This window comes from Bacteroidales bacterium, assembly GCA_016707785.1.
In the GTDB taxonomy this organism is placed as follows: Bacteria; Bacteroidota; Bacteroidia; order Bacteroidales; family UBA4417; genus UBA4417.
In genome coordinates, this window is sequence record JADJGZ010000043.1 from 23,817 (window position 1) to 43,708 (window position 19,892).

General features: G+C 42.2%; 12 protein-coding genes. 7 read left to right on the forward strand and 5 right to left on the reverse strand.

Annotated features, from left to right (window positions below; translation table 11 throughout):
• The first annotated feature begins 32 nt into the window (after positions 1-32).
• The 5 genes from IPH84_17265 (at position 33) to IPH84_17285 (ending at position 12,437) form a co-directional block, all read left to right on the forward strand.
• Entirely contained in the window at positions 33-842 is an 810-nt protein-coding gene (locus IPH84_17265) for a class I SAM-dependent methyltransferase (GenBank protein ID MBK7174928.1), read from the forward strand.
• Between the two features lie 364 nt (positions 843-1,206).
• Complete coding sequence (locus IPH84_17270) at positions 1,207-2,445, forward strand: ABC transporter permease (GenBank protein MBK7174929.1); 1,239 nt, start codon at positions 1,207-1,209, stop codon at positions 2,443-2,445.
• 235 nt (positions 2,446-2,680) lie between these two features.
• Complete coding sequence (locus IPH84_17275; protein ID MBK7174930.1) at positions 2,681-4,456, forward strand: hypothetical protein; 1,776 nt, start codon at positions 2,681-2,683, stop codon at positions 4,454-4,456.
• Between the two features lie 181 nt (positions 4,457-4,637).
• The gene (locus tag IPH84_17280; GenBank protein MBK7174931.1) at positions 4,638-8,564 is read left to right on the forward strand and encodes a T9SS type A sorting domain-containing protein; all 3,927 of its coding nucleotides are present in this window, start codon (positions 4,638-4,640) and stop codon (positions 8,562-8,564) included.
• Positions 8,565-8,612: 48 nt separating this feature from the next.
• Positions 8,613-12,437, forward strand: a complete 3,825-nt coding sequence (locus IPH84_17285) for a T9SS type A sorting domain-containing protein (protein MBK7174932.1) — start codon at positions 8,613-8,615, stop codon at positions 12,435-12,437.
• Between the two features lie 517 nt (positions 12,438-12,954).
• Here the strand turns inward: IPH84_17285 and IPH84_17290 are convergent.
• The 5 genes from IPH84_17290 to IPH84_17310 form a co-directional block, all read right to left on the reverse strand.
• Positions 12,955-13,416, reverse strand: coding sequence for a hypothetical protein (locus IPH84_17290; protein ID MBK7174933.1), 462 nt, complete (start codon positions 13,414-13,416; stop codon positions 12,955-12,957).
• A gap of 87 nt (positions 13,417-13,503) precedes the next feature.
• Positions 13,504-14,400 carry an Omp28 family outer membrane lipoprotein gene (locus tag IPH84_17295; GenBank protein ID MBK7174934.1) on the reverse strand — a complete coding sequence of 299 codons (897 nt, stop codon included), beginning with the start codon at positions 14,398-14,400 and terminating at the stop codon, positions 13,504-13,506.
• Between the two features lie 43 nt (positions 14,401-14,443).
• Positions 14,444-16,117: a hypothetical protein gene (locus IPH84_17300; GenBank protein ID MBK7174935.1), complete on the reverse strand. Its 1,674-nt coding sequence runs from the start codon at positions 16,115-16,117 to the stop codon at positions 14,444-14,446.
• A 196-nt stretch (positions 16,118-16,313) separates the two neighbouring features.
• Positions 16,314-16,844, reverse strand: a complete 531-nt coding sequence (locus tag IPH84_17305; GenBank protein ID MBK7174936.1) for a TlpA family protein disulfide reductase — start codon at positions 16,842-16,844, stop codon at positions 16,314-16,316.
• A gap of 41 nt (positions 16,845-16,885) precedes the next feature.
• On the reverse strand, positions 16,886-17,869 hold the full coding sequence (locus tag IPH84_17310; protein ID MBK7174937.1) for a class I mannose-6-phosphate isomerase: 984 nt from the start codon (positions 17,867-17,869) through the stop codon (positions 16,886-16,888).
• A gap of 181 nt (positions 17,870-18,050) precedes the next feature.
• Here IPH84_17310 and lipA point away from each other — a divergent pair, with 181 nt between their 5' ends.
• On the forward strand, positions 18,051-18,893 hold the full coding sequence (gene lipA / locus IPH84_17315) for a lipoyl synthase (protein MBK7174938.1): 843 nt from the start codon (positions 18,051-18,053) through the stop codon (positions 18,891-18,893).
• Between the two features lie 236 nt (positions 18,894-19,129).
• Entirely contained in the window at positions 19,130-19,828 is a 699-nt protein-coding gene (lipB, locus tag IPH84_17320; GenBank protein ID MBK7174939.1) for a lipoyl(octanoyl) transferase LipB, read from the forward strand.
• The last annotated feature ends 64 nt before the right edge of the window (positions 19,829-19,892 follow it).

Genomic DNA, 19,892 nt, shown 5'->3' on the forward strand with positions numbered 1-19,892 from the left:
AATCATAACTCCGGGCAAAAATACGTTTCAGCATGCAATATGACCCTATAAAACGATCACTGGGTGCCGTTTTCAACAGAACACCCTTTTTGAGAACTGTATTCTATAAATTACTTGACCTTCTGCTGTTGCGTTCCTGGCACGTTAGAAAAGAGATCAGGAAATGGAATTCCAATGCCCCTGCAGATGCTCATATCCTTGATGCAGGCTCGGGATTCGGACAATATGATTACTACCTGTCTTCTCTAAACCCGGCATGGAATATTCTGGGTGTAGATGTAAAAGATGAACAGATTGAGGATTGTAACAGGTTTTTCAAAGCCATTGGCAGAACCAAAGTGAACTTTATACTGGGTGATCTTACGAAATATACGAGTCCTTCTTCATACGACCTGGTTTTATCGGTGGATGTGATGGAACATATACTGGAAGATGTAAAAGTATTTGAGAATTTCCATCAATCGTTGCACAACGGAGGGATGCTGCTGATTTCAACTCCCAGCGACCAGGGAGGCAGCGATGTACATGATCATGACCATGAAGATTCTTTTATCGAAGAGCATGTACGTGATGGTTATAATATTCTTGAGATACAGGAGAAATTAAAACAGGCCGGTTTCAGCAGGACTGAAGCCCGGTATCAGTATGGCAAGCCCGGACAGGTAGCATGGAGGCTCTCCATGAAATATCCTATCCAACTATTAGGTGTGTCGAAATTATTCTTCATCCTGCTACCATTTTATTACCTGTTCACTTTTCCTGTGTGCCTGGTTCTTAACAAAATGGATGTGGATCAGACTCATCCAAGCGGAACCGGACTGATTGTTAAAGCATGGAAGTAGGTTTGAACACAACAAGGTATAGCAAATAGAATTCAAGAATCCAGAATTCAAGAATACAGAATAAAAAAACTGCCTAAAATTCTCAAAATATATTAAAACTAGATTTCAGAAGACAGAATTCAAGAAGTCAGAATAAAAAACTGTCTAAAATTCTCAAAATATATTAAAACTAGATTTCAGAAGACAGAATTCAAGAAGTCAGAATAGGGTTGATTAATTAAAATTTCAGGGGATTCAAAAAAGGAAAAAGCGATTTATGAATAAAGTACAAGGAGCTTCTGGATTCTGAATCCTGACTTCTGGATTCCAAAAAATGCACATAACAATAAATTTAAACAGTCTGCCTGCATTTAACCCCTAAATATTGAATCTACCTTTCTTCATAGCGCGCCGTTATCTTGTCTCGAAAAAGACACACAACATCATTAATATTATTTCAGCCATTTCAGTGGTAGGCGTAATGGTTGGGACCATGGCACTGGTTATTGTTTTGAGTGTATTCAACGGTTTTGAAAGTGCGGTGGTATCGATGTTCAATGTTTTCGACCCTCCATTGGAAATCAGTCTGAAAGAAGGTAAAACATTCCCCGACAGTTTGTTACCAGCCGAAAAGATCCGGCAAATCCAGGGTGTGGAAAAATATACCAGGGTTCTGGAAGAAAATGCCTTGTTGCGTTACAAGGACAAACAGTACCTGGCCACTATAAAAGGGGTGGATCTGAACTTTATAGAGAAGAGTGCATTAGATACTTTACTGATAGAGGGGGACCTTGTCCTTGCCGCAGATAGTTTCAATTTTGCCATTACCGGTTTTGGAATTGCTTATTTCCTTGATTTGCATGTGGATGACCCTGAAGGCTTTCTCTCCATGTATGTACCTGACCGGGGAAAAAGGCTGAATGCTTTGTCAGAAAATACGCTGAGAATGGAAACCATTAAGCCTTCAGCAATTTTTTCAGTTCAACAGGACTTTGACAACAAATACATCTTCGTTCCGCTGAGGTTTGCCCGACAATTGCTGGGATATGAAAAAGAGATCAGTTCAGTTGAAATCTGGGTAGATAATGAAAAACAGGTTTCAAAAATCCAGGAAAAAGTATCCCAATTAGCCGGACCCGGGTTCACGGTAAAGAATCGCCTGCAACAACAGGAAATCCTTTATAAAACAATGAAATCAGAAAAATGGGCGGTTTTTCTTATCCTGACTTTCATTTTACTCATTGCTACCTTTAATGTAATCGGATCCATCACCATGTTGATCCTGGATAAGAAGAAAGATATCTCTACCCTATCAAGCCTGGGTGCCGGAAGGAAAATCATCCAGCGCATCTTCCTGACAGAAGGATTGATGATCACCTTTGGCGGGGCATTATTGGGATTAGCCCTGGGGGCAATATTTTGCTGGTTACAACAGGAATTCGGACTCATCCGCCTGCAGGGGGGAGAATCATTCATCATGTCAGCCTATCCGGTTCAGATGCGTGCCGGAGATTTCCTGCTGGTTTTCGGTACGGTGCTTATTATTGGTACTTTGGCAACGTGGCTTCCCGTAGCCGGATTAAAGAAGCGGCTCGCCAATAAAGGCAATACTTCTCTGGATTAATCCCGGCTGTCTAATTTCTATATGATTGGGTAAGCTTTAACCCCGCATTATAGCAAGGAATTATCTATAATTTTCATTTGGTTGTATTCCGGCCTCAGCTATCAGGCTTTAAATTCTGCTTCATTCTGATTTTATGCTTATTCAGCTATGAATACTTCCCCTTCAGGATAAGTGTTTTTCATAACTTATTGTGGAGTGTACTTTTGTTAAAGTTTTAATCAATAAACGATTCCAAATGAAAACAACTTTAACAATTCTTACCTGTCTATTCCTGTATTCTTTTCTGCAAGCCCAGAATTCTGTAAGTTGGATACAATATACTGAAGGAATATCGATAGCTACCGATATGAATAATAATGTATATACAGTAAATTATGAATATAATCCCGGGGGGGATATACACCTTACAAAACGTAATGCTGATGGAGTATTCCAATGGGAATCAGTTTATGATAATACTGATCCTGTATTATTCGAATCCTCTACCTGGGTAGAAACAGATCATGCCGGTAACGTCATTGTTACCGGGACAATAAATTCAGGCTATTCAAACCCTGTAAAAGCAAATAGTATTGTCATGAAATATGACTCAAATGGCGTATTGCTTTGGAGAAACGTTTATGAAACTTTTTTTGATGGTTCTTATACAAAAAAATGCCTGGTTGATAATAACAATAACATTTATGTACTTGGGATGGGAAGTAGTTCCAACGGTTTCGTTACGAAAATCAAGAAATTTGCTCCGGATGGAACGGTATTATGGTCCTTTTTTGATAATGCAGGGATTGGTGTTGCTTTTAATTTTAAATTTTCGAGGGATAACAAGCTATTGATTGTTGGCAGATCCGCTTTTGGCAGCGTGAATGGGTTTGCCAAGATCGACCTGGATGGAAATCATATATGGAGTCAGACCGGACTCAATAGTGTAAATATTGGAGATGCCGCGGGAGATTCAGAAGGTAATACCTATTTGACAACAGGAGAATATGTTTTCAATGGCGGGACACTGATTAAGAAATTAGACCCCGCAGGAACTCAAACCTGGAGTAATGCCTTTCCCTTTGCAGGATTAAGAATCGAAGTCGGGAATGATAATCTGCCTGTCGTTTGCGGATTCCCAAATTCAGGCAGTGGAGGAGCAGCTTTCCTTAAAGTTGATCAAAATGGTAACCAGATCTGGTATAATGCCGATGCTGATGGGAGTGCCTATAACTTACTGATGCATGCACAGCTTAAGATTGATGCTTACAACAATGCTTACCTGGCAGCCGGGACATTATTTGAAATGGCTATCTGTAAAATAAACCAGGAGGGTAATTCTATCTACACCCTTACAACTCCCGGAAGTTACGCCAATGGCTTTTCTATTGGTGCCGACAATAACATTTATGTGGTGGGGGGAGCTACAGCTAAAATAACGCAAACACCACCTCCCCAGGATAAGATATTACAACTCTCTATTCTTCTTGAAGGATTATATACTGGTAATGGCTCCATGAGAAAAGCCCTCAATACTTCTGGGAATCAGTTTCCTGAAAATATTGCCGACCAGATACAAATTGAACTCCACGATGCAACCAATTATAACACGCTGATCTTATCCCTGAATAATGTCAATTTGAATTGTGATGGAACCGCAACCCTAATCATTCCATCCCAGTATAATGCCAACTACTTTCTCACCCTGAAACACAGGAACAGCCTGGAAATCGTTTCAGCTTCACCGGTTTCATTCGCATCCAACGGAATAAGCTATTCCTTTGATCACTCAAATAAGGCATTCGGTTCAAAACTCAAAAGCAGTGCAGATGGAGCCTGGCTGGCATATTCAGGGGATATTAACCAGGATGGAATTATTAATGAACTGGATATTCAACTGGTTTATGATCAAACAGCCCAATTTACAACAGGATATTCATCAACTGATTTGAATGGTGATGCAGTTGTAGATGCTGAAGATTTAATATTGATCGATAATCAATTTGGGATTGTTCAGTCAGCAACTCCGTGATCCGGGAACGATTCCTCCAATCCAATCACCATCAGTCTTCGGTTGTTTTTTAGATGTTTTCTGAAAAGGAATATCATACATAATTTCTCAAATTAATTAAGAATTAATAATGAGTTTATTATTGTATTTAAAAAGATATAACTTTGTACTTCTTTCATGATTAACATTTAAACACAACCACATGAGAACCACCTGCTTACGAACTATCAAATTCACCCTTTCCTTACTGGCTTTTTTTAGTTTTTCTATTGTATTTGCCAATGGAGAGATTCAACTGATTCCTGGCAATCAAAACAGGCTTGATCTCACAGAGAACTCGAACCTTCGTATCCAGGTAGTCAACACTTTTAACACCTTCCAGTTCCGCACCCAGGATTCAGAGCATGGATTGTTCTCCCAAATCCTTGCAGGAGGGTATTCAAAAAGCAGTATTATAGGTGATCCGGAGTTACCGGTAATGAGCAGACTCATTGAAGTTCCTGCAAATGCAACACCTGAGGTCAGAGTGGTTAGTTATACCCTGAAAGAATACAAATTGAATGACCTTGGAATCATTGACAGGATTTTTCCGTTGCAAGCCCCAATGCCAAAGAGCCTGGGAACGCCCATTTCGTTTGCATATAATTCAGCAACCTATACTACAAATGAATTTTTAGGCGGGGAACTGGCAAAAGTTGAAATAGCCGGTTACATGCGAGGAGTTCGCCTTGCCAACCTGGTATTGTCTCCTGTTCAATACAACCCAGTTACCAATGTAATCAGGGTATATGACAACCTGGTAGTTGACGTTCGTTTTGCAGGCGCAGACATTACCATGACCGAAGAAATTCGGGCCAAATATGATTCCCCCTATTTCAGAAGTATTTATAACAGGGTATTGAATTATCGTCCAATGGAAGTGGATCGCGATACCATGATGAAGCTTCCTGTAAAATATGTGATTGTTTCTCCTCCAATGTTCCAGGCTGCCTTACAACCTTTTGTTCAGTGGAAAACGAAAAAAGGGTTTACCGTTGTTGAGGCTTACACTAATGATCCTGCCGTTGGTACTACCTTCAATTCAATCAAGGCATATCTTGAAGATATGTATACCTCGGCTACAGTATCCGATCCGGCTCCTTCCTTTGTTTTATTTGTAGGAGATGTGGCCCAAATTCCCGCCTACAACTGTAGCGGCCATGTGAGTGACCTTTATTACTGTGAATACAACGGCGATTTTCTGCCTGAAGTTTATTATGGTAGATTCTCTGCTACCAACCTTGCTCAACTGCAACCTCAGATTGACAAGACCCTGGAATACGAACAGTATTTGATGCCTGATCCTTCCTACCTGAATGAATGTGTGATGGTAGCCGGTGCTGACGCCAGTTATGGACCAGTTTGGGGAAACGGACAGATCAATTATGGAACCACTTACTATTTCAACCCTGAACATAACCTGCTTTCACATACCTATCTCCAGCCAGAACCAGGTGGAGCAAATTATTCACAGAACATCCAGGCAGATATCAGCAATGGCGTTTGCTATGCAAATTATACCGCCCATGGTTCTGTGTCCGGTTGGGCCGATCCTTCCTTTGATATCAGTGACATTGCCGGCATGACCAATGCCCACAAGTACAGCCTGATGGTTGGAAACTGCTGTCAAACCAGTACATACAACCAGAACAGTTTTGCAGAAGAACTGCTCAGGGCAGTCGATAAAGGATCTTTGGGTTACATCGGTGCTTCCAATAACAGTTATTGGGATGAAGATTATTACTGGGGTGTTGGAGTAGGACAGATTGTGGTGAACCCAACCTATGAAGACCACGGATTAGGTGCCTATGACCGCACCTTCCACGATCATGGTGAACCCTATTCTGACTGGTACTGCTCAATGGATCAGATGGTTTTTGCCGGCAACCTTGCCGTTCAGGAATCCAACTCAGGTATGAAACAGTATTATTGGGAGATCTATTGCCTGATGGGCGATCCTTCTCTTATGATCTATTTTTCTGAACCTCCTGCCTTAACGGTCAATTACACCCCGCTACTTCCCCTTGGATCACCTGTATTTACTGTTCAGACTGAACCTTATGCCTATGTTGCCATTTCCAAGGATAACATATTACATGGTGCTGTTGAGGCCGACTCCAACGGGCTTGCTAACCTGGCTATTACTCCTTTCACAGAACCCGGATATGCTCATGTAGTTGTCACAAAACAAAACCGTCAGCCTTATATTGATAGCCTGATGGTTGCATCACCTGAAGGACCTTACCTTGTGCTGGATTCATACCTTGTTAGGGATACTGATGGAAACAACAACCAGATGGCTGAATTTGGAGAACCACTTACAGTTGACCTTGGTCTCGAAAACTTCGGAAATGAGGATGCCGTAAATGCTGTTTCCACCCTAACCACCAATGACCCTTATGTAAGTATTACATCCGGCGCTTATACCTGGCCACTTATCCAGAGCAATGGTTCAGCATCAGCTGAAAATGTATTTGCCATTCAGACCAACAACTATGTTCCTGACCAGCATACAGGCAATTTTATCATTACTACAGTCGCCGACACTCAATCCTTTGTCTCCTATTTCAGCATTAAATTCTATGCTCCTGAACTTTTGGCCGGTACTTTCATGGTGAATGAAGCCACAGGTGGAAATGGAAACGGAATCATGGATGCCGGAGAAACCATCTATGTCACTGTCCCGACCTCAAATATTGGTCATTGCACCTCATCAGGGATTATTACCGAATTATTTACATTCGGAAATTATATCACCATCAATACCCCCGCACAAACACTGAGCCCACTGGCACCTGGAGCAAGTTCCGAGTCCACTTTCAGTTTTACGATCAGTCCTGATGCACCGCTGGGATATGAATTCTCCCTTTATTTTACAGCAAATGCCGGTCCGTACAATGCTATCTCAAACCTGTTCCCTACCGTTGGTCCACAAGTTGAAGATTATGAAACAAACAATTTTACCAAGTATAGCTGGCGCATGAGCGGTAATCAGGGCTGGCGGATCAGCAACACTACAAAATATGAAGGAAACTATGGTTCCATGTCAGGTAACATCGGCAATTCACAACGTACTGAAATGTACCTGGATGTTGTAGTGATTTCTTCAGATACACTCTCATTCTGGAGGAAGGTTTCTTCGGAAGACGGGTATGATTACCTTAAATTCTATCAGGATGGAGTTGAATTAGGCAGATGGTCAGGAAACAAAGAATGGGAGAAAGTCAGTTACATGATTTCTGCCGGCACCCATCGTTTTAGCTGGGCTTATGAAACTGATGAATCTACTTTAACCGGTCAAAATGCAGGCTGGGTTGACTATATCGAATTCCCTCCATTTAGCGAGAATCCTGCAGGTCCGCTTGCTGTAAATATACTCGCATTACCAGGTACTGTCTGCCCTGGCAGTTCCACTCAACTCTATGCTTTTGCAACAGGTGGAAGTGGCAATTACTCTTATGTATGGACCCCGGCATCGAGCCTGAGTGATCCCACTATTTTCAACCCTATTGCTAACCCAACAGAATCTACAGATTATCATGTTGTGGTTACCAGCGGACTTTTCACTTCCAGTGGTAATATCCTCATTGAAATGGCTGAAATTCCTGCCACCCCTGCAATTACCAACCAGGGAACCTACCTGATGTCATCTTCAGCCACCGGAAACCAATGGTATAACAGCCAGGGAATGATAGAGGGTGAAACCGGGCAAAACTTCACTCCTACTCATACAGATGCTTATTATGTCATCGTAACCAATACAGCCGGATGTCCATCCTTACCATCAAATGAGTTGTATTTTGGCTTTACCGGAATTCAGCCTTCTGTTACGAACCAGGGACTAAAAGCATACCCGAATCCTTTTGGCAGCTTGTTAAGTATTGAATATGCTGTAACTGAAACCTCAGATGTAAGGATTGCATTGTATAATGCGATCGGGGATGAAATAACATCAATCGCAGAAGGTGTTAAAACTCCGGGCAACTACAAGTTAAAAATTGAGACAACCAACCTTTCTAATGGTGTTTATTATATTAAGCGCTTTAGCGGGAATGATATACAAGTCCTGAAAGTGGTCCATAACAGGTAAACAAAGGACTTAACCGACCAGCCCTCAACCTTCAACCAAAAAACTTTTATGAAAAACGCGTTCTTTCTATTGTTACTTGTCTCCTTTATTGGATTTGCCAATGCCGGCAATTGGACTCCTATTCGATCCCAGCAACCGGTAGATGCAAAAACTGAATTGATCAGTTCAGATGTTCAGAACAACCTTATCCATTTCCAGGTAGACGGTTTCTTTCTGAACCCGGTTAAAACGCCCAGGGGTGAAGCATTTACAGTATCTGTAGGTGATGCCTCCCAGTTATTGATGAAGGATGCCCCGGACCTGCCTAAACTCACGGCCTCACTGATCATACCGGATATGGCATTAATGGAGGTAGAAGTGGTTAGTTCAGAGTATGTGGAGTTTAATAATTTACTTATAGCCCCATCCAAAGGCAACCTGAGCAGGACTACTGATCCTGCAAGCATCGCCTATGAATTCGGAAGGCCATATAATGAAAATCAATTTTTCCCTGCTCAACTGTCAGAATTGCGCAGCCCTTTTATCCTGAGGGATTACAGGGGACAAACTGTCGTGGTAAATCCTTTTGTATACAACCCGGTCACCAAAGTTCTCAGGGTTTATACAGATATTACCGTAAGGGTGTATCAGGCAGGAACCAGTCCATTCAATGCTTTCAACCGGAATGGTTTCCCGGCTAAGGTGGATCCGGATTTTGCCGGAACATACCAGCATCAGTTCCTCAACACAATGTCCATGGATTATACCCCTCTGAATGACTATGGCAGGATGCTCATCATCAGCCACGGTCCGTTTATGAGTGCCATGCAGCCCTTTGTCGACTGGAAAAACAGCATGGGTATTCAGACTGAGATGGTAGATGTTGCTACTATTGGAGTAAATGCCACAGCTATTAAAGATTTTGTTGCAAATTATTATAATACCAATGGACTCACCTTCTTACTGCTCATTGGTGACGGTCCGCAAATACCCACCAATACAACAGGAAGCCTCGGTGGCCCATCAGATGTTGCTTATGGATATATCGTGGGGAATGATCATTATCCTGATGTTTTTGTAGGACGATTCAGTGCAGAAAATGCAGAACACGTAACCACAATGGTTCAAAGAACCCTTGAATATGAACGTGATCCTTATACCAGTGTTGACTGGATGTCGAAGGGTATTGGTATTGCTTCTGACCAGGGTCCGGGAGATGATAATGAATATGATTACCAGCATATACGTAATATTCGTACCAAGCTGATGGCTTTTACTTATTCAGGTGTTTCTGAACTTTATGATGGATCACAAGGTGGAGAAGACCAATCAGGAAACCCAACTGCTGCTTCTGTTTCAACAGTGGTAAATGCTGGATCTTCCATTATCAACTATACCGGTCATGGAAGTCAGACTTCATGGGGAACGACGGGTTTCTCCAACACCAATGTGAATCAGCTTACCAATAACCATATGTGGCCATTTATTCTGAGCGTTGCTTGTGTGAATGGTGATTTTGTCAGTGGCACCTGTTTTGCTGAAGCCTGGCTGAGGGCCAAGAATACCACAGGTCCTACCGGTGCTGTAGCTACAGTGATGTCAACCATTAATCAGAGTTGGGATCCGCCAATGGCAGGCCAGGATGAAATGGACGACCTGCTGGTAGGTACATTTCCAGACAATATCAAGCGCACTTTCGGCGGTCTGACCATGAATGGATGTTATAAAATGAATGAAGAATATGGTGCCGGCGGTGATGAAATGACCGATACCTGGACCATATTTGGCGACCCTTCATTACTGGTTCGGACTGACGAACCTACCTTGCTGGTAGTAAACCACGATGAGCAGGTTTTCCTTGGTTCCTCCAGCTTCACATTGAATTGCAATACTGACGGCGCTCTTGTAGGGTTAAGTATGAACAATGAATTCATGGGTTCAGGATTCATATCAAATGGAAGCCTGACCATTTCCTTCCCGGCTATGCAGACCCCGGATACAATGCATGTTGTAATCACAGCTTTTAACAAGCTTCCTTACGAAACAGATGTTGCCATTATTCCAAACAACGGGCCTTATCTCATTTATAATAATAACATCGTTCATGATGTGGCCTTCAATAATAACGGACAGGCTGATTTTGGAGAAACAGTTACCCTCGACCTTGCACTGAATAATATTGGAGTACTTGCTGCAAATGATGTGCAGGTAGATGTGACAACAACGGATGCTTTTATTACCCTGATTGATTCCACTGAAATTTATACTGTTGTTCCGGCTGGAGATACCACCGCTGTAGAGAATGCCTTTAGCTTTACATTGCTGAATACCATTCCCGATCTTCATGTGATCCCCTTCCATTTTGTGGCCAGTGACGGAACAGATTCATGGAGTGGCAATTTCACAGTTACTGCTCATGCCGGCGTACTGAAGTTTTCTTCATTTGATATTGATGACTCCAATGGCAATAATAACGGGAAAGCTGATCCGGGTGAAACCTTCGACCTTTTTGTAACGATAAATAATGCAGGAACAGCGCCTGTTACGAATGTATCAGGGCAAATTTCCCTGAATGATCCCTGGCTTACCCTTTCTTCTGCAGCTGTTCAGAACTACGGAGATCTTGGACCCGGAATGAATGACGAAAGAGTTTATACCCTGGTAGCAGATGAAAATGCTCCCAATGGGCACGTTGTGCCTTGTGCATACCTGATGACTGCCGACCTCGGACTTAACACCGCCACCTCTTTCAATGTGATTATAGGCCAGATTCCTGTAGCCGTTATCGACCTCGATATGAATGGCAATTCAGGGCCGATGATGCTAAACGCACTCATTGCCAACAATGTGTTTGCTGAATACAAGAATGTGATGCCTGCTGATATCAGTGGCTACCAGACCATCTTTGTCTGCCTGGGCACAAGCAATAAAAAGCATGTGCTTACCTCCACAGAAGGACAGAAACTTGCTGATTTCTTAACGGCAGGTGGAAAACTGTATATGGAAGGTGGCGACACATGGTATTATGATACCAAAACAGCTGTCCATCCTATGTTCAAAGCCAATGGTGTAATGGATGGTGGCAATGACCTCTCTGTTGAAACAGGACAGGCCGGCACCTTCTGCGACAGCCTCTCCTTTGCTTTTGCTGGAGATAATGAATTTATTGATCATATAGCCCCGATTGCTCCCGCATTCAGCATCTTCAAGAACAATATGCCTGTGTATATTTCAGCCATTGCTTATGATGCAGGAACCTATCGTTCTATTGCTTCCGCTTTTGAATTTGGAGGACTAACCAGTGGAGATTTCCCATCCACCAGGAATGAGTATATGCGCAGGATTATTGAATTCTTCGGAGTTCTTTCAACACCTCTTGCAGCCAATTTTATGGGTAGCCCTATCAATGTATGCGAAGGCGGAACTGTTACCTTCAACAATTATTCAACCGGGGGAGCCAATGCATGGCAATGGTCATTCCCTGGCGGAGACCCTGAAACGAGTACCGATCCGGCTCCTGCTGTAACCTATGCATTACCGGGATTATATGATGTTACGCTGATTGTTTCCAATGGACAATACAGCGACACCCTGGTAAAACCTTCATACGTTTGGGTTGAATACTGCACTGGTTTGAATGAAATGAAAGCTTCAAAACCTTCCGTTTATCCTAATCCTGCTGCAAATGAAGCTACCATTCACACCGGCAATCTGACAGGAATCATTCGTGTTAGTATTTCCGATGCTAAAGGACAGGTATCAATGCTACCTACAATAATTCCTGCAGGTAAAGAATACCTACTTGATGTATCAGGACTTTCTGAAGGAATCTATATGGTAAGACTCAGCAATGATACGGAACAACATGTTCTGAAATTGATGATTCATAGATAGAATAAGAGAAATTTAGATTAGCGATTGTCGATTAACGAATTGAGATTTTTGAAGTAGGAAACTTCTGAAATCAGAAATCGTTGATCGACATTCTTATTTCAAGAAACTCTTTTGATTAACGATTGTCGATTAACGAATTTGGATTTTGAAGTACAGATCTTGAAATCAGAAATCACAGTTGATCGACATTCTTATTTCAAGAAACTCTTTTGATTAGCGATTGTCGATTAACGAATTGGGATTTTTGAAGTACGATACTTTACTTCTGAAATCAGAAATCAGCAATCGACATTCCTATTTCATGGAACTCTTTTGATTAGCGATTGTCGATTAACGAATTGAGATTTTTGAAGTACGATACTTCTGAAATCAGAAATCAGCAATCGACATTCTTATTTCAAGAAACTCTTTTGATTAGCGATTGTCGATTAACGAATTTGGATTTTTGAGGTACGATGCTTTACTTCTGAAATCAGAAATCGACACAATCCAAATTCAAGGAATCAGGTAAAGAAGATTATACTTTCTTCAATGCTATTACCTTAAGATTCTCAAGGTCATGGTCGTCAAATTCATTGATATAGTACTCATGAATGGCTTCCATTTCTTTAGTCCCTTTATCTTCAGGCATTTCCCTCAGTTCCTTTTCTGAAAACTTCTTCTGCAGATCACGAAGGGTGAGTCGCATGACCAGGTTTTCCCAGAATCTGCTCTCATCATATTCATTCATCAACTCCAGTAATTGTTCCTCTACATCGTCGGCCAGGTAGTATTCTTCGTCCTTGGCATCATACCCAATATAGGTATTCCCTTTCTTTGGGCCCGAGGCTGCAAATAATACCTGCTGTGATTCCAGGTAACCGGCCATCTGGTCATCTTCCACTACTTCTTCTGCTACCACACTACCCATAAAAACCAGCTTGACAAGGTCTAGGTACTGCTTCCCTGTAAGTTCAAGGGTTACTTTCTTTGGTTCCATAATATATGATGGTTTGGTTGGTCTCCTGATTAAGTCGCTGGAAATTCTTTGGAGCAGACGAGAGCATGTGGGGCAGGATTGCCTGAGTTATTCAGTCAGGCCTGTTTCAACAACCTGCAGTACTTCTTTGGTAGCTTCATCAAATACAAAAGCAACAATATGGCATTGGTCCGGGTCACAATTTGCCGGAAGCACCGATTGCAATGTTTTAACAAAAGTAGCAGGGTTGGGAGTGCCAATGGTTGAGAGGGTAGAGCCCCATGTCCCATTTAAAGTACCCTTTACCACATGCATATGCACAAAATCTTCTATATCCCCAACAATGCCAATGGAAGGATCATTGTTTTTCTGGGTGGCAATGATATTATCTTCAATGATAACGGCTTCGATTTTCAGATTCCGGTCGAGGGTTTGCAGGAACCAGGTTTTTGTATGAGCACAAATTTTTCGGTCGGTGGGATCATAATCAACCATCAATTGAAGGTCCAATAAAGGTTCTTCTGCCAATGCCGAACTAATAACTCCTGCCCATTCATTGGGTCGCAGAACGTATTTACTGTTTACTTTCAGACGATTAACAAGTCCATTAGGGTTCCCTGCATTTCCATTTCCAAAGAATGCATCCCATTCATTTCCGGCGGTTGTTCTGAAATCATAATCAAAGATTTGTGGTACCCCTGACTCCGGGTAAGTCCTGGCGAACCATCCGGCATGAACAGCCATCACCACTAACTGATCAGGGTACTGATCCTTGAGATCTTTTGCCAATTTCCCTGCTGTAGGGCAATTGGGACATGTATGACCGGTATAATCTTCGAGCAACACCCGCTTTTGATGGGTGGTAACAGCAGGGAATTCCGGGACCGGGCATGCAGCGGTATCTACAAATGCCGGAACATTGATATAAGGAGATTCCAGCTTATCGCATGAATTCAGCAGGAAAGCAGCGACAATGGCTAAAAGTATGATTGAAAAAGATTTCATGGCAGTTCAGATTGGATGAAAATAATGCAGTAGTTTCCCGACATCAGAAGCTACTGGTAATTGTAATCGTGAAACCATTGGAAGCAGGTACGGGCCGACAAACTCCTCCAACGCATACGATGCCGGCTCTTTGTTTTCCATACGACAACTGTATACGGTTGGCATCATTATTATACCCGGCTGCGATTAATGGATAATGATATCTCTGGTCCTCTGTTTCATTTCCATAATTCCACTGGTCAGCAAGGCTAAAGAACCATGATGGGGCAATACTGTATTCAAACAAAGCCATTGCCCAATCACCTTCATCCTGTTTTGTTTGTAAAAGCTGAAATTCTCCTCTTAATGCATGAGTGGATGTAAACCGATAAGTCATATCAAGTATTACTATGTTGGAATGAATCATGGGTTCGCCATCATGCCCATTCACCAGTGGGTCATAATCCTGACGCATCAGGTTTAATGATGCTTTATAGAGTTTTGAGAACTTATGACTGATTTCAAGGTTGATATCACGGAAGTACATCTTATCCCCAATCTTTAAAAACGAGGATTCATACCCGGGAGAGCCCGGCTCATCCAGCTTGAATCCGCTAATGGAGTCCTTTGATATCGAATTAATCTGTGAGAAATTCAAGCTGATGTCTGTTCCATAATGCCCACCCAGCCAGGTATCTTTTTTAATCTTGTAATTGATTTGTGCTTCCAGTCCCATTTCACCATTGGTTTGTGTTGCATAAGGATAAAGGGCTGCAAGAGTATAGGTATGTTGTTTGGTAATTGCTGGCAGATAATTGATGTCCAAAACATTACCAGTTTCTGTTCTTTTCGATTTAAAGCTCATATTATCCAGCCGTTTGGCTTGCAGGATAACACCCAATCCTTTCTGAGAATATGAGGCACTCATTAATAATGCTTGTCCTTTGCGGTAGATAAACTTATTGGATGCATTAGGATCATTAATTTTAGTAGCATATTCAGCAGAAAGGTCGAATTTCCCATAGGAAATATTGAACCTGCCTGAAGTAGCCCCCACATTCAAAGGTAAGCGTAATGTGGTATCTACACCGATGGAGATTTCCTCATCATCCTGAAATTTACTGACAAAACTCCCTCCCAACTGAATTTTCAGCTTAGAGTTGGCCATTGATTGGAAGGCTTCATTCATAGAGATATCAAGATCAGTGCCCCGCACAATCCCCGGACTTTTCTGCCAATAGTAACGTTGTGTCCCCCAGATCCCTTTAAGTGTAACACCATTAAACGGTGTGAATTTCACCCTGATACCATTCAGGGCATTATCATAACCCAGGTTATGCTCTTCATAAGCCCTGAGAACCATTCCACTTCCGAACTGCTCATAGAAATTCCCGGCAGTGATATCAAATTTACCTGTTTTATATCCTACATACCAATATGGAACACCAGAACCTTTAAGGTCTTTATAATATCCGCTGATAGGATTCAGGTAGGTTTCAAACCTAAGTCCGGCAGAAAAATCTCCCGCTGTATAGGTAATATTTGTCCATGAATTCATCAGCATTTTCTCAGGAATCGCATTGGCTCCGATAGCTGAGTCCACCTGGTAATACTGGGCATCCATCTGGAAATTCCCATTAACCTGAGCCCCTGATAAAACGGATTGAGCAGAAGTGGTTTGCGCAATAAATAACATGCAAACCAGAAACATTAGTGAAGCGAAAGACAAAGGTTTCAAATCAGCTTGTTTTAGGTGGTTAAACAGATGGACAAATCTAAGTAATTCCATGAAATCATCAGGGTTTGTTTCTGAGAATCAAGGAATAAAATTATCATTAAAAATCGGGTAATGACTTTAGAAAGTACGTTTCATGCATACCTTATTATATCCTTTCCCTGAGGGTGGATCCTGTCATATTTGCGAAAGTACAGTCTTAGTGAGCAATAGGTTCACCGGCATTCAGCTTCCTGATCAGGCTGATCAGTTCCAATTCTGAACCTTCACTGAAACTGGTATGCTGCCATACGATTTCACCTTTACCATTTACGATGAAGGTATGTGGAACAGCATTAACATTCATTGCACGTTTGAGATCGCTATTCGCATCGAGCAGTATTTCGAATTCCCAGTTTTTCCCATTGACCAGGGTTTTCACTTGTGCTGAGGAACGGGAATCATCGATAGAAACAGCAATCAGTTTCACTCCGGTTTCTTCCTGCCAATCCTGGTACACCTCCGAAATTGTGGTCAGCTCCTTAACACAGGGTTTACACCAGGTAGCCCAGAAACTAATAATAAAAGGCTTCCCATCATTTCCAAGATCCGCTGTATTGATCTTCTTTCCATTCATATCAACAACGTTTACAGAGGGGAGCTTGAATAAGACCTTATCGGTTTTCACCTCCTGGGCTATCAATGTAAATCCGAGGAAAAATACCAGTGTAATGACAAACAGTTTTTTCATGTTGAGAGTGAATTATGGATTGGATTAGGTTTGCGAAGTATCTAGGGAATATAAATTTCAAGAATCCTGGTCTCTTTTGAGGGGACGAGTGCAATATTGCCTTCCATTGATGCAGGGATGAGAACAACTTCCCCTGCTTTCAGGCTTTCAACTCCCCCATTATACTGCACCTGGCATTTCCCCTCAGTGCAGAAAAGAATAACAAAAGAATCGAGATCGCTGTAGTTTTTAACAAGGGTTGTGCCAAAGTGCATGAGCCCGGTTTCAAAGTAAGGGCACTTCACAAGTGATACAGTTTTTTCAGGTGCAGGTATATAATCGGTTTTGATGTCAGGGTGAAAACTAAAGTCCAGGGCATCGAGGGCCAACTCAGTATGGAGTTCCCTTGCGTTTCCTTTATCATCCAGCCGGTCAAAATCGTAGATACGATATGTGATATCGCTTGATTGCTGGATTTCTGCAATCAACAGCCCGGGACCCAGTGCATGTACCCGGCCAGAGGGCATAAAGAATACATCTCCGGCTGATGCTTTCTCATAATTCAGCAAGCTGGTTAGTTTACCTGAATTAAACTTCTCAAGGTACACTTCTTTTGTTATGGAACTTCTGAACCCACTGATCAATTCAGCATCTTCATCCGCCTGCATTACATACCACATCTCGGTTTTCCCGAACCCATCATGTCTTTTTGCTGCCAGTTCATCATCAGGATGCACCTGGATTGAAAGCCAGTCGTTAGAGTCAAGGATTTTGATCAGCAGGGGGAATTCATCTCCATAAGTCTCGAATACTTTATCCCCCAGGAGGTCTTCCATATAAATCTCGATCAGTTCCCTCAGGTCATTGCCTTTGAGGAAACCATTACTCACTATACTCTCATTCCCCTGGTATCCCGAAAGAGCCCAAACTTCCCCACAATTAGGGAGAGGGGCATAATCCAGACCAAGGAGGGTTTTCACCTTTTTCCCTCCCCAGATTTTATCTTTAAAGAGAGGGTTAAATTTTAGCGGATATAATGTATTCATCGATAAATTCAGGTACTGCCAGTAATCAAAAATGTTTGTTACAGAGGACAAAAATACATTTTATAGTGATAGTCCGGTAAGAGCTTATATATGGAATAACAATTAGTGAAATAAAGTACTTTTGAATGCTGAAATCAGCTAGCCCACTTACACAGAGGGATGAATTTGAAAATGCACACTCATGAAGATCCGTCAAAAACCCGACTGGCTTAAGATTCAACTTCCAGGTGGAGAGAATTACCTTAAAATTAAAAGCCTGGTTGAAGCTCATGGATTACATACCATTTGCACAAGCGGGAAATGCCCAAATATGGGAGAGTGCTGGACTGCAGGTACTGCAACGCTGATGATTTTAGGTGAAATCTGCACTCGTTCCTGTAAATTCTGTGCCACACCATCAGGCAAGCCCCTCCCCCCCGATCCTGATGAACCCAATAAGATCGCTGCAACGGTGAAAACCCTGAAATTAAAGCATGTGGTTCTTACCTCCGTTGACAGGGACGACCTGGCAGATGGCGGAGCCGGTATCTGGGCATTGACCATCAAAGCCATCAGGACCGATTGCCCTGGTACAACCATTGAAACCCTGATCCCTGATTTCGGAGGGAATTCAATGCACCTGGAGAAAGTCTTGTCAGAAAAGCTGGAGATTATTTCGCATAACCTGGAGACTGTCAGAAGGCTTACACCCGACGTGAGAAGTGCATCAAACTATGAAAGAAGCCTGGAGGTGATCCGTCAGATTGCAGCGTATGGAATTGTTGCCAAATCAGGAATTATGGTAGGCCTGGGGGAACAACCGGATGAGGTCCTGCAGCTTATGGATGATTTACGGGCGGTCAATTGTTCAATTTTAACCATTGGCCAATACCTGCAACCTTCAAAGCACCATTTACCTGTAATTGAATATATTACCCCTGAACAATTTGATGTTTACAGGCAAGCAGGACTTGAGAGGGGCTTTACCCATGTGGAAAGCAAGCCCCTGGTCAGAAGCAGTTATCATGCAGAAAAGCAGCTCTGATGATAAGTAAAAATGTAAATTGCAAAATGCAAAATGTAAAACGAGCCGAAGGCTCCCCTTTGGGGCAAAGGTCAAAATCACTATAATTCAGGGTATTACCCAACTCATTTCTGTCAATTTAACCTAAACATAACACTGGTATTATTCATCAATCAGTTTGAGGAACAATCCGGGAGTCTTTTTCTGAGCTTATATAAACGTCACATCAAAGAAGTAACACTTTGAAACCAATTAAAATACCCACCCAGTTTCGGGACCTCGGTTTGATCAATTACCAGGAAGCCTGGGATTACCAGGAAAACCTGTTCAACCGGATTATTTCTCAAAAACTTGCTAATGAGAAACGAGCTTTAGCTGATCAGCAGGTCACTGATAATTTCCTGCTTTTCTGTGAGCATCCCCATGTATTTACTTTAGGGAAGAGCGGGTCGGAGGATAACCTGCTGGTGAATTACCTGCAACTCCAGGCAAAACAGGCTGAATTTATCAGGACCAATCGCGGAGGAGACATTACCTATCACGGTCCGGGGCAGATTGTAGGCTATCCGGTCCTGAACCTGGAGTACTTTGTGAAAGGTGCCCGGGAATACATAGAGATGCTAGAAGAATCCATCATAAAAACCATTGCTGAATATGGAATTGACGGGCAAAGGTTACCCGGGGCTACAGGCGTATGGCTGGAGGTGGGAATCCCCGCAAAAACCAGGAAAATATGTGCCATTGGAGTGAGAACCAGCCGATGGGTATCGATGCATGGATTTGCTTTCAATGTTAATACGGACCTGGATTATTTTAACCTGATCAATCCCTGTGGATTCACTGATAAAACCGTAACCTCCCTGCAAAAGGAATTGGGTGTGCGCCAGGACATTGAATCTGTTAAAAAACTATTGCTCTCAAAAATCTCCGAAGTGTTTTCAATGGAATTATCCTGATTATCTTTGCCAACACATTTTAAGTCCTTAAATTTGAATAAGATCAATTCTATTTGTGTATTCT

Bases quoted from the DNA above. Each gene is read 5' to 3' on its own strand.
- IPH84_17265 (MBK7174928.1), top strand. From the start codon at position 33: ATGCAATATGACCCTATAAAACGATCACTGGGTGCCGTTTTCAACAGA.
- IPH84_17275 (MBK7174930.1), top strand. From the start codon at position 2,681: ATGAAAACAACTTTAACAATTCTTACCTGTCTATTCCTGTATTCTTTT.
- IPH84_17280 (MBK7174931.1), top strand. From the start codon at position 4,638: ATGAGAACCACCTGCTTACGAACTATCAAATTCACCCTTTCCTTACTG.
- IPH84_17285 (MBK7174932.1), top strand. From the start codon at position 8,613: ATGAAAAACGCGTTCTTTCTATTGTTACTTGTCTCCTTTATTGGATTT.
- IPH84_17290 (MBK7174933.1), bottom strand. From the start codon at position 13,416: ATGGAACCAAAGAAAGTAACCCTTGAACTTACAGGGAAGCAGTACCTA.
- IPH84_17295 (MBK7174934.1), bottom strand. From the start codon at position 14,400: ATGAAATCTTTTTCAATCATACTTTTAGCCATTGTCGCTGCTTTCCTG.
- IPH84_17305 (MBK7174936.1), bottom strand. From the start codon at position 16,844: ATGAAAAAACTGTTTGTCATTACACTGGTATTTTTCCTCGGATTTACA.
- IPH84_17310 (MBK7174937.1), bottom strand. From the start codon at position 17,869: ATGAATACATTATATCCGCTAAAATTTAACCCTCTCTTTAAAGATAAA.
- lipA (MBK7174938.1), top strand. From the start codon at position 18,051: ATGAAGATCCGTCAAAAACCCGACTGGCTTAAGATTCAACTTCCAGGT.